6 protein-coding genes are annotated in these 12,164 nt (G+C 56.9%); all 6 read left to right on the plus strand.

Annotation, left to right across the window (positions count from 1 at the left end; all coding sequences use genetic code 11):
* Positions 1-55 precede the first annotated feature (55 nt).
* The 6 genes from V3C40_RS24445 to V3C40_RS24470 all read left to right on the plus strand — a co-directional run bounded on the left by V3C40_RS24445 (position 56) and on the right by V3C40_RS24470 (position 12,076).
* Positions 56-3,109 carry a phospholipase gene (locus V3C40_RS24445; RefSeq protein WP_331778751.1) on the plus strand — a complete coding sequence of 1,018 codons (3,054 nt, stop codon included), beginning with the start codon at positions 56-58 and terminating at the stop codon, positions 3,107-3,109.
* 28 nt (positions 3,110-3,137) lie between these two features.
* On the plus strand, positions 3,138-4,493 hold the full coding sequence (locus tag V3C40_RS24450; RefSeq protein WP_331778752.1) for a T6SS immunity protein Tli4 family protein: 1,356 nt from the start codon (positions 3,138-3,140) through the stop codon (positions 4,491-4,493).
* Positions 4,494-4,615: 122 nt separating this feature from the next.
* Positions 4,616-7,420, plus strand: coding sequence for a type VI secretion system Vgr family protein (locus V3C40_RS24455; RefSeq protein WP_331778753.1), 2,805 nt, complete (start codon positions 4,616-4,618; stop codon positions 7,418-7,420).
* On the plus strand, positions 7,407-8,330 hold the full coding sequence (locus V3C40_RS24460) for a DUF4123 domain-containing protein (RefSeq protein ID WP_175444628.1): 924 nt from the start codon (positions 7,407-7,409) through the stop codon (positions 8,328-8,330). Before V3C40_RS24455 ends, V3C40_RS24460 begins: the two co-directional genes overlap by 14 nt.
* A 45-nt stretch (positions 8,331-8,375) precedes the next feature.
* Positions 8,376-11,270 carry a T6SS effector BTH_I2691 family protein gene (locus tag V3C40_RS24465; RefSeq protein ID WP_070306029.1) on the plus strand — a complete coding sequence of 965 codons (2,895 nt, stop codon included), beginning with the start codon at positions 8,376-8,378 and terminating at the stop codon, positions 11,268-11,270.
* A gap of 14 nt (positions 11,271-11,284) precedes the next feature.
* Complete coding sequence (locus V3C40_RS24470) at positions 11,285-12,076, plus strand: hypothetical protein (RefSeq protein ID WP_139143530.1); 792 nt, start codon at positions 11,285-11,287, stop codon at positions 12,074-12,076.
* Positions 12,077-12,164: the final 88 nt, after the last annotated feature.

Below are 12,164 nucleotides of genomic sequence, written 5' to 3' on the forward strand. Positions count from 1 at the left end.
TGGCGACGCTTTCTTTCCCACTACGCCACGTCGGCAACAGACTGCGACATGTGTCATGACAAATAAAAATATCTCCCAACTGACGGCCGAGGACGGTACGCCGAGCGCGCCGGCCACGTCGGCGCCCGGCTGTTTCGTGCACGATGGCGAGGAACTGCCGAATTTCCCCAAGCATAAGTGGGGCAGCATCTTTTCCGAACAGCAAAAGGGTAACCGCGTCGAGTTCTATGTCACCGGCGAAGAGTATTTCACGGCCGTGGCCAAGGCCATCGAAGGGGCAAAAAAATCGATTTTCATCACCGGTTGGCAAGTCAATTTCGATGTCGAACTGACGGCGACGAAGACCTTGTTCGAATGCCTGGAAACGGCCATCGCCAGCCCCGCCGCGCCGAAAGTGTACGTGATGCCGTGGCTTTCGCCCAAGGTCGGCGTCGACACGGGCGACTTCGAAACCGTGCTGGCGATCTTCCAGCTCAATGCCGGCGTCGACGGCCCCGCCAAGGCGTTCGCCTTGCCGGCGATCGCCCAGAGCGACATGGAAGGCATGCTGGGCATCGGCTTTTCCCATCACCAGAAACTGGTGGTGATCGACGATGAGCGCGCGTTTGTCGGCGGCATCGACCTTGCCTATGGCCGCCGCGACAATGGCAAGTTTGCCCTCAGCCATGGCACGCGCAAGGGCAACGAGGTGTACAACACTTGCATCCCGGCCATCGACCAGATGAATAACGAAGCGCAAACGGCCTACCTGACGCGCGCCGAACTGCTGGCCGGCTGCATCGGCGGAAAAGTCGGTGGCGTGGCCACGTTCGCCACCTCGGCCATGGCCACGCCGGTCGCCGTCGTGCTTGATGTGGTACAGGATGCCAAGGACGGCATCGCGCGGATATCGAAGAATATGTCCGCCAAATGGCAGGCGATCGACCTGATGCCCGACTTTATCGGCAAGCTGCAGGACATACCGATCGATGTCGCACAGGATATATCGCGCTGGGCTTACGGCCAGCTCGACAAAGGTTTGCGCGACAAGGTCGATGGCGTGCGCACCACGGGCAGCGCGCATGTGATCGACGGCGGCACGGCACTGATGTCGTGGCTGAATGCCGGCTCGCTGAACAAGCTGCCGCCCGAATTGCGCAGCGGTACGGTCAAGCTGCTCGAGACCTTCGTGATCGGCGTCCTCACTTATCTGTCGACCTTGGCCGACGCGCGTCCCACGCGCTATGAAAACCTGAAAAAACTGCGCAAGATCATGCCGACCGGGGCCAAGACCTTCGCCGCCACGCAGCCGCGCATGCCATGGCACGACGTGCATGCGGCCATCGTCGGGCCGTCGGTAAGCGACTTGAGCCGCAACTTCATCGAGCGCTGGAATGGCATTGCCCAGCGCTATGAAAAATCGTACCAGGCCAGCATGCCGCCTGCGCTGATCAAGATGTTCCAGGCACTGGGCATGTCCGGCACGCCCAGATTGGTCTTGCAGCGCATCGCCGCCGCGCCGCCGCCGAATACGCATGCGCAGCCGGGCGACGCCTGGGTGCAAGTGTTGCGCAGCGCGCCGATGAAGCTGCTCAATGACGAGCGGGCCGCGCATGCGCGCGGTAGTAAACGTTCGGCCAGGCCGGAGTGGCCGCAGAACAATTGCCTCAAGGCGATGTTGACGGCGATTAATGGGGCGCAGAAATTCATCTATATCGAGGGCCAGTTTTTCCAATCGGAATATGGCGACGATGCGAGCAAGACCAGGCCGCTGTCCGGTCCCATGGCGGCGCTGCTCGATATCAGCAAGTCGCCGGCCTACGAAAAGTACGCGCGGCAGCTCGGCGTGTACGGCGTGCCGCCGGCGGAGATGATCGACAAGCTGATCTGGTCGCAGATCGACGATGTCAGGGCCGACATTACCGGTGGTGGCAGCGATTTCATGGCCGATCTGTTCAATGTGATGAGCAACTATGCCGATATCACCTCGACGCGCATGATGGGCAAGGAAGAGCCGGGCATCCTCAACCCGATCGGCCTGGCATTGTCGCAGCGCATCGAGCGCGCCATCAACGATGGCTTGCCCTTCCATGTCTACATGGTGCTGCCGGTACATCCGGAAGGCACGCTCGACACCCTCAATATCATGACGCAGCTGCATTTGACGATGCAGTCGCTGGTGTTTGGCAAGGATAGTCTGGTTAACCGGATCAGGCGCGCCATCCTGGTGCGGGCTCTGCGCAAGAGCAAAAAACTCGGAGCGGAAGAGGCCAGGACAGCCGTTGCCGGCTACGCGCCGGACCGGCTGGCCGAACTGGCCGGCGACAAGTGGACCAGCTACCTGACCTTGCTCAACCTGCGTTCATGGGAAACCCTGGACAAGCGTCACGTGACGGAGCAGATTTATGTGCACTCCAAATTGCTGATCGCCGACGACCGGGTTGCGATCCTGGGCAGCGCCAATATCAACGACCGCAGCCAGCTGGGCGGGCGCGATTCGGAACTGGCGGTCGTCGTCAGGGATGACAACCAGACCGATGTCGAGCTCGATGGTGTCGATAGCGACAAGGTCAGCGTCAACGTGCATGACTTGCGGGTGCGCCTGTGGAAAAAACTGTTCGGCCTGACCGATGGCGCCACCCCGGCCAAGGACCTGATCAAGCACCTGTTGCGTCCGGCGGCCCCGGACACTTGGGAGGCGATTCAAAAAGTGGCGCTTGCCAATGCGGAAGCGTATGCCAAGGCCTTCGCTTTCCTGGCGCGGCCAAGCGGCAAGCCCAGCTCGATTTGGCCCACCTGGAATGCCAGGACGCGCAGTCTGGAACACCACATGCCGTTCCACGAGCGCTTCTGGCGCGATGCCGATATCTTGCGCGACAAATCGCATTCCTGGGAGGCGCAAACGCGCGCGCCCGAATCGGCTCCCGTGGGCGTGCAGGGTTTTATCGTGGCCTTGCCGGTCACCTGGACGGCAGGCGAAAACAATATATCTGGCATGAATCTGACCCTGCTGGCCCATCAGGAGAAGAAACGGCTGCACGATGTCGACCATCCATTGCCGCAAGAAACCTACGCCCACGTTGAATCAGGCAAACGCCCGCCAACCGGCCAGAGCGAAAGCGCGGCCTGAAGAATAGTGTATTTTTTGATTGCTACCCATGATGATAGTTCGTTTTCCGCGTAGTGCCGTACGCCATCTCGCCGCTCTCCTGCTGTTTGCAGGCGCGCATGGCGACGGCATGGGCGCTGAGCAGACCGATCCGGCGGTGCCGTCGCGCAAGCCGACGGCGCAGGAACTGATGCAAGCGACCGCATCCGGTTACGTGACGCCGGCCGGCACGGCGCGCGAATGCCTGGGGCGGCTGGTGTTCGACGTGCATGCGCCGGTGCAATGGCCGACCCGCTACAAGGACGCTTCCGACACGGGTATCTTTTACCGCTCTTTCAGCGAGGAAGTATTTCACCAAGGTGATGAGATACAGGTCGGAAATGTCCGCATCGGCGTGCTGGGGCCGTTAGGCAAGGAAGACCTGGCCGCCTTGCGGGAAGCCATGCCGCAAGCGAGGATCGACAGGCTGCAGGCGCTGCTCAAGGACGATGAGGCGGAACTGGCCCAATTGAAAGGCCAGCCCGCCAACGCCAGGACCCGTCAGGCGAGCTATCTGGCGCAAAAGTCGGTTACCGGCAGGCAGGCGCAGATCAAGGAACTGCAAAGTAACTATCAGGCATTTGATTCCGGCCTGCCCGGCAGTGAAGGCTACCGCAGCAGCGAAGGTTCGGGAACGGTCAACCCAGTGCGCTATTCCATCTATCGCAGCCACCTGAAGCGCGGCGATTATGTCTACGTGTTTGAATCCACGCAAGAAATACGCGACAAGGATAGCGAGGCAGCGCATGGCCAGCAGTTCATCCGCTTCCTGAAAAGCTTCCGCCCGCGCGCCGCCAATGAAGTGCCGAAAGACTTGGGCCTGTGCATTCCGCATGGCTTTATCGCTGACGATGGCAAAACGGTCAGCGCCATCAAGCAGTCCTTGCGCTGGCCCGACGCGCCCGGCGTGTTGTATACGATCAGCACCGGCAATGTCGATCCGCGCGCCTTGAAAGTGCCGCTGGTCCAGGCGGCCGCCACCGGCGGCATCGGCAAGTTCGGCAGCCGCGGCGAGCAGGAAGCCCAGCCTTTCATTGTCGAACGCATCGCGCCCCGTAGCGCCCGCATCGGCGCACTGACGGCGCAGCAGGGCGGCGTGGCGCTGAAAGTGAGCCGGCCCGGCAGCACGCCGTTTGAAACCTATACGGTATTTACCGGTTACGCGGGATGGCTGGGTACGGCAGTGCTGCCCTACATCCTGATCGAACTTAACAGCCGCAGCATGGAGCAGGCGCCGGAACTGAAGCAGAATCCGCCGCCGTTCAAGACCAGCTACGCGCGCCTGGAAACCTTGTTGAAGAGTACACATTTGCGGCCTACGGAACCGGCCATGCCGGAACTGCGCGGTATTAACGGCTTGCAATGATTGCCGCAGTCCGGATTTCAATCGAAACACTCTTGCTATAACGAAATTTCTAGGGTGTAATGGCTTTGATAAAAGTGCTTATTTACTAATTTTATGCGGTAAGCCGCGTGATGGAGTTCCGGATGTCCATGTCCTCGCCCGCCAGTTTCACGCAAGCCAGCAGATTGTTACAGCTGACCACGCCCCTTGGCGCTGACCGCCTGCTGGCCGAATGCGTGCGCGGCGAGGAGGGCTTGAGCACGGGCTTCGTGTTCCAGATCGCGGCCCTGTCGACGGACGCCGCCATTTCCTTGCGTACCTTGATCGGCCAGCCGGCCATGCTGCAATTGCTGACCGCGACCAGCGCCGACGCGCTGCGCCCGTTCCACGGCCACATCACCGCCGTCGAGCTGGTTGGCGCGAACGGCGGCATGGCGCGCTATCAGTTGACATTGGAACCGTGGAGCACGTTTCTTGCCCACGGCCGCGACAGCCGCGTGTTCCAGGACATGACGGTATTCGACATCCTCGACGCGCTGTTTGCCGCTTATCAGGCGCAGGGCAAGCTGGCGCCGGCCTGGCGTTTCGATATTCTCGACCGCGCGGCATACCCGAAACGCAGCCTGAGCACCCAATACCAGGAAAGCGACTGGGCCTACGCGCAGCGCCTGATGCACGAGGAAGGCCTGTTTTATTACTATGAGCATAGCGGCGATCCGGGCAGCCCCAGCCTGGGCAGCCACTGCCTGGTGATCGCGGACCATAACGGTGCGTTCAAGCCGAATGCCCAGAGCAGCATCGATTTCACGCAGCCGGGTGCCGTGATGAAGGTCGACAGCATCGACCGATGGCGCACCGAATTGCGCCAGCAGACCAATGCCATCGCCATCGGCAGCTGGGATTACCGCTCGCTCGACCAGCGTGTCGCCAGCGCGACGGGTGCGGCGCAGCAGGTGGAGCTGCTCAGCCGCGATGCGCCCGGGGCCTATGCCTACGCCTCGCGTGAGCAGGGCCAGCGTATCGCGCGCAACCAGTTGCAGGCGCTTGAAGCGGGCAAGGAGGTCCATGTGGCGGCCGGTACCGTGCGTACCTTGTCGCCGGGCACCACGTTCAGCTTGCAGGGACAGCCGGTGTTCGACCAGGGTAGCAACGACGAACGCAACTTCCTGGTCGTGCGCACGGTGCATCTGATGCACAACAACCTGAGCGCGGATCTGCAGTCGTCCATTGTGCAAACGCTCAAGACGGGCCTGCTCGATGCGGCCATCCGCAAGGAGCAAGCGGGCAGCCTGCACCGCATGCCCGCGCTGCTGGGCGCCATTGCCGAGCGGCCCCTGTACCGCAACCGCATCGATGCCATCCGCAGCAACATTCCTTATCGCGCCAGCGGCAAGGACCAGCATGGCCGGCTGCTGCATCCGCGCCCGACCGTGCATGGCCAGCAGACGGCCGTCGTGGTGGGCCCGGCCGGCGCCGCGATTCACACCGACCGCGACCACCGCATCAAGGTGCAATTTCACTGGCAGCGCGGCGTCACGAGCCACAGCCGCCTCGACCATCCGCAAGGCGGCAAGCATACTGGTGCGCCTGGCGATGACAGTGCCGGCACCTGGGTGCGCGTGGCCTCCACCATGGCGCCGGTGGCGGGCGCCAACTGGGGTGGCCATGCCTTGCCGCGCATCGGCCAGGAAGTATTGATTGATTTCCTGGAAGGCAATATCGACCGGCCGCTCGTGATCGGTGCCGTCTACAACGGCCAGGGCACGGCCGATGCCCAGAATAATCGCGTGTCCCATGGCGCCGGGCCCGCCACCGGCAATGCACCGGCCTGGTTTCCCGGTGAGGCGGGCGCGCATGCTCACCCGGCCGCGTTGTCCGGCATCAAGAGCCAGGCCATGCAGGCCAGCCAGCAGGGCGGCGCGGCGTACAGCCAGCTCGTGTTCGACGACAGTCCGGGTCAGCCGCGCGTGGCCCTGCAGCGCCATGCCGGCGCGCACCAGGGTACTGCCGAGCTGAACCTCGGGCACTTGCGCCATCAGACCGACAACCAGCGGCTGGCCGCCGCCGGCTTCGGCGCCGAACTGAAAACCGAGCACAGCGCCGCGCTGCGTGCGGGGCAGGGGCTGCTGCTGTCGACCGACGGGCGTACCAACGCCAGCGGCACACAGATGGATACGAAGGAAGCCACGGCCCAGATCGAACAGAGCCTGGCCTTGCTGACTTCGCTTGCCGAGACGGCGCAAAAGCACAAGGCTGTGTTAGGCGGTGGGCAAGGCCAGGCCGAAACGGCGCCCGATACCTTGCCTGCACTGAAACAATTGGCGAACAGCATCGACATGCTCAAGGGCACGACGGGCACAGGCGACGGCCAGGCAACGGCCTACGGGGCGCCCCAGTTGCAATTGTCCAGTCCGGCCGGCATCGCCGCCACCACGCCGCTCAATGCGCTTTTCGCCGCCGGCAATACGAGCAGCATCGCGGCAGGGCAGGACATCAATTTCGGCGCGCAAGGCAACCATTTTCATGCGATCAGTTCCGGCATCAGCCTGTTCACCTATGGCAAGGCCAGCAAGGCAGACAAACCCAACCAGGAAACCGGCATCCGCCTGCACGCCGCCAGCGGCAAGGTCAGCAGCCAGAGCCAGTCCGATGAAACAAAATTAACCGCAGACAAGGCCGTGACCGTGGCCAGCGTCAGTAAAAGCGTCAATATCAGCGGCAAGCAGCATGTGCTGATGACAGTGCAGGGCGCCTATATCAAGCTCGAGGGCGGCAATATCGAAATCCATGGACCCGGCAAGATGGAATTCAAGGCCGGCATGAAGGAGTTCACGGGGCCGGCCAGTGCCAGTCCTGTACCCCTGGCCTTGCCGATGGGACAATTGAAAAGCTGCGCGCTGAAACTTCTCGATGCCACGATGGCGGGAGCGGCCAGTGTCAAACGATAATTCACCATCGCCAACGGTATCGGCGGTGCGCGCCGATGAAGTGCTGTACAACGTGGCCCGCGACTATGACAGGACCATCGTCCTGATCGACCAGTTCATCGACAATCCCTTGCGCGAGGCGATCGAAGCCCTGTCGCCGCCTGCGGCCAGCGTGCTGCTCGATGACCCGATCTTCGAGGATGACTTGCAACGCGCGCCGATGCTGCTCGAACTGTCAAACCGCCGGCCAGAGCACTACGCGCTGGTCGAACAGAGCCTGAAGCTGGCGCTGGAGCAGCAAGCCGAAGCGGGCGCGGTACCCCGGATCTGTGCCTGGCTGTTTGGCCAGGCGACCCTGGAGCGCTTGCGCAGCGCCATGCTGGCGCGCCTGAATGTGCGCTATCCGTCCGGCGACGCCGTCTATCTGCGCTATTTTGACCCGCGCGTCATGCCGCATCTGGCAAGAGTGTTGCCGCCTTCTACCGCAGCAGGCGTGCCTGGGCGCAGCAGTTTTTCCGATCTGCTCGGTCCTGTTGAAAAATGGTGCCAGCTCGACCGCGATGGGCAGTTGATCCAGCATGGCCATGCGCAGCCGGTATCGGCGCTGCAAGACATTCCCCTGCGTATCGATGAGCCGACCATGCAGGCGATGGAGCGCATCGAGCAGATCAACCTGGTGGTGCGCATCCTGCGCGCAAGGCGAACGGCAATCGGGCCAGGCATCGATGCGCAAATCGACCACCATCTTGTCCACAGCGCAAGTGCGGGCCTGGAGCAGGCTGACGATCAGATCGCCTATGCCTGGCGCGCCGTTGAATACGGCCAAGCCTTCACCTTGCACCCCGCCCTCGGGGAACTGATGCGGATGGCAGCGACGCAAGGCTTGCCGCTGGACATAGTATTGAAAGCCCGTCTGCATTCCCTGGACTGATGCCCAGCAGGATGGCCGCGTGCCGCACACCTAACAGGAAGAGCGATGAAAGACTGTAAATTCTGCGATAAAAACGGCTTGTTCATCTTGCCCTTGCGCTATGCGGCAGTGGTGGGCGAGGGGGCGGCCGGCAGCGTGCCCGCGCTGCCAGGCAAGCTGGGCGACAAGGTCAAGCACATCAAGCTGGAAAACGCCAGCTATGCGCCGCGCCTGCTGCGCTCCGGCTTCCTGTACGTGCTGATCAAGCGGTCGGGATTGCTGTATTGGGAGGGCTATTTTGCCGACGACGACGCCTTTCTGTCGAAGTTCCCCGTCGATACACCGCCCTCGGCGGCCGTGACTTTCTCCTGCGACCGCACCACCTGCGGCATCAATGCCAGCCTGATCGCGATCGACAAGATCGAGTTTGTCGAAAAAATTTATCTGCTGTTTACGCCGACTGCCATGACGACAGATCGGCTGGACGCCTATGCGGCCAATGCCGACGCCAGGGTTGGAACTGGACAGATGCAGGTATTCCTGCCGAAGGAATGGGCAGCAGGCAGTACCGAACAGCCGCACAGCCTGAAGCCAGAAGAGCTGGGCAAATACGTGCCCGAGGCCGTACTCGCCCGGCAATATCAAAATGCCTGCAAGAGCCCCTTGGGGAAAATCCTCATGCAGCAGCTCTACATGGCAAGTTGCGATGCTTATGAAGGCATGGCAAATCTTCCGCTAGCGACGCCGGGCGGGCGGATCGGGAAGCTGGAAGAGAAAATGGTGGCGACCAAGGCGGCAGCCTTTGCTGTGTTTGACCCGATCGGCATCACACAGGAATTGAACGATTTTCGTAATGCCGCCCTACAACCGCTTGAGGATTTTCTTGGGCAGGTTGACAAGGAAAAAGTCAGCAACCGGCGGAAAATGGACGTCATGGTCGGTATTGATGATATCAAGGACTGTGTCGTCAAATATGGCGTAGAAATCAGAAAGAAAAATCTTGATGACATGGATTTGAGGGCACTTCCGGACATCAATAAAAATAACGCTGAAATGCTCAGGAAATTAAATCGGGTAAAAGAAGCTGAAATAATCGAAGAGAGAATAAGAAAAACTTCTGAAGCGAGAGAGAAAAGGCGCGAGCAGATTCTTGAGGGCAGTGAACAGGATGCGCGCGAAAAATTCGAGAAAAAATATGAATCGCTCATCTCTGTCTCGGAAATTGATTTGCTTCGGAAAACCCTGGATAAACTGTCGCGAGAAGCTGAGGCAAAATCGAAGAAGAGAACCGCCGATCATGCCAGGTGGGTAATATCCACGGAACTGGTTGACGCATTTGATAGTTATGATGAAGAAAATATCAGCAGCGGTTTTTGCTTTAATTTTGAATATTCCCGGTGTGTGTTTGGCATGTTCGCGAGTACGGAAAATGCGCCTGTTCTTAAAAGTTGGATGGATGTAAATTCAATTGAAAGAAAAAATTTGTACATGCGTTCAAATTTTTACAATCATAAATCTTTATACGATGCAGCGGAAAAAGCTTTCAAGGAAGCTAAAGACCAGGTCGAGGCTGCCGGAGATATTTCAAAAGTACAGGCGGCGCCGTGGTTAAAGGCCTGCAAAGGCCTGATTGATTCCTTTAAGAAAATTGATTCCGCATGGGATGAATGGTTGCGCGATAGCGGGGTCCTTAAAATTCACAACAAGGACCCATCGGCCAGTACAAAAAAGCCGATAGTAAATTTATCAAAATATCATCGAACTGCGGAGGGGATGGCATTTGCAAAAATATCGGAGTGGACTCAGGCACTGTCCACTAAAAGCGGGAAGCTGGACAAGGCAATTTCCGGCGTCGTCGGTGTATTGCTGTACTCTAAGTTAGCTGATCTTGCTGAAAAGATAACTTTCGAAGAGTTGATGGTTCCTCTAAAGCAAAAAAATATTGATGAATTAAGAGAAAAATCCAAGAAATACGCTGAAACGCTGAAAACGGAAAGTAAAAAAAACAAATTAGAGCAAAGCATAGAAAATAAAGCTGAGCGTCTAGCGCGAAAAGAGGCCACCAGAATTGCTCAGGCAGATGCGGCAAAAGTGGAAGGGAGCATAGAAAAACTGATAGAAGATGAACAGGCAAAGGTAAAAAACAAGGTCAAGATTGCACTGGACGAATTAGATGTGGGTAAAAGGCCCGAGACCAATAACTTTCGCCATGCCCGCATGGGTGTCCTTTTAATGTCAATTGAAAGCCTTTCCCTGGCAACAAAATTGCCTCATTTTCAGGATTCTCCCAGACTAAAGGCTGAGGTGGCAGCCTCAATATTTTCACTGAGTAGTATAACTTTTGATCTGATCTATGCTGTGACAAAATCTATACGGGAAATTTTACCTTATAGTAAAATTAACGGGATAAATAAGGCGGCAGATATTATTCGCGGCGGATTCAAAATGGCTGCGGGGGTACTGGGGGCTATTTCGGGTTTCATTGTAGTTTGTTTGGATATTCTTTCGGCTTATGATGAAATAAAGAAGGAACGATCTAATGGGGTTTTGGTGGGAATTTACACTACCCGAGCTGTTTTTGGTGCAATAAACATGGGTTTGGGCTTGGCCGCTGCATTATCCTACGGCGCTCCTTTATTGGCGCGATTGGCAGGATCCCAATTGGCGAAAAATTTCAGTTTTTCTTTGAAGACAATAAATTATTTTGGTGGATTGGCACAAAGCCTGGTAGGTGGTAGAACTATTTTATTGATAAGGTTGGCTCGGTTTAATCTGATTGGTTTAGGGATAACTGTTGTCGAAGTCGGATATCGAGTATGGATCATGGACGATGAATTGGAAAATTGGTTTCAAGCGTGTAGCTTTAGAAAGGAAAGAGGATGGTTTTCTGAGAAACCATTTGCTACTGTTGAACAGGAGCTAATGGAGTTGCAGAAAGCTTTGAAGGCAATACAATCATAAATTTTGAGGTTAGTGTGACAGAAGAGAAAAATGAAGACATGTTTTCAAATGAGGTTTTCTTTACACTGGAAGGAAAAATCACAGATTTTCAGACTGCTGCAACAACTATAAACTTACTCAGGAAAATAGAAAAAAATATTGAGGAGAAAAACCTTGCAGGTGGCGTCGCAGCGGCCATCAATGGCATGCCTGGAACATTGGCAACGTCAGCCATGCTAAGTTTTTACGATGGCGAAGATATGCATACTTTTGCCGGGCTGGTCAATGGCGAAGTAGTCTGTGGTGTTTTTGATGATGCGGACAAGATCAGGGATGGCGATGTCGTCAAATTGGTCGTGGCAAGAAGGGGTGATGTCCTGCACGTACACAGCCTTCTTCGTATAGAGGATAGCCTCTTATTGATGCCTCTGAATGCTTATTGCGGAGAACGCGCTTTTTTATGGAATTGCATGAGATTTGCAAGAAACATGACGTTATTTGTTTGGGTTGTTTTATTTTCTGGATTTTTTTTATTGATCGATGTATCAATGGAAAAGAAAGAAAATTTAATTACAGCATTTGGCGCAATATTGTTGATACCTCCGTTGTTTTGTTTTCCTTTCGAATACTGGACATATAAGAGTATGCGTGGTTATTCAGTCTACGCTGAGAAAATTTTCCTCGCTTATGGTTTCCCAAAGCCAGATGTATTTGATGCTCGCAGAGGGATTACTTTTTTCGAAAATAATGGAAATGGATTTTTTGCGACGAATTGTGAGCTTGCTCTGAAAAAACACAGGTTGAAGCACAAGATTCCACCTGCTTGATAAATATGTAACTTTATGAAAAGAAGAGGGGGCTAGCGAATAGTTGTTTGATTCTGGTGAAAAAAACGATGGAGTTACATAAAGCATT

The organism is Janthinobacterium sp. LS2A (genome assembly GCF_036543145.1).
In the GTDB taxonomy this organism is placed as follows: domain Bacteria; phylum Pseudomonadota; class Gammaproteobacteria; order Burkholderiales; family Burkholderiaceae_D; genus Janthinobacterium; species Janthinobacterium aestuarii.

Excerpts from the sequence above, each read along its gene's own strand:
- V3C40_RS24445 (WP_331778751.1), top strand. The coding sequence starts at position 56 with ATGACAAATAAAAATATCTCCCAACTGACGGCCGAGGACGGTACGCCG.
- V3C40_RS24450 (WP_331778752.1), top strand. The coding sequence starts at position 3,138 with ATGATGATAGTTCGTTTTCCGCGTAGTGCCGTACGCCATCTCGCCGCT.
- V3C40_RS24455 (WP_331778753.1), top strand. The coding sequence starts at position 4,616 with ATGTCCATGTCCTCGCCCGCCAGTTTCACGCAAGCCAGCAGATTGTTA.
- V3C40_RS24465 (WP_070306029.1), top strand. The coding sequence starts at position 8,376 with ATGAAAGACTGTAAATTCTGCGATAAAAACGGCTTGTTCATCTTGCCC.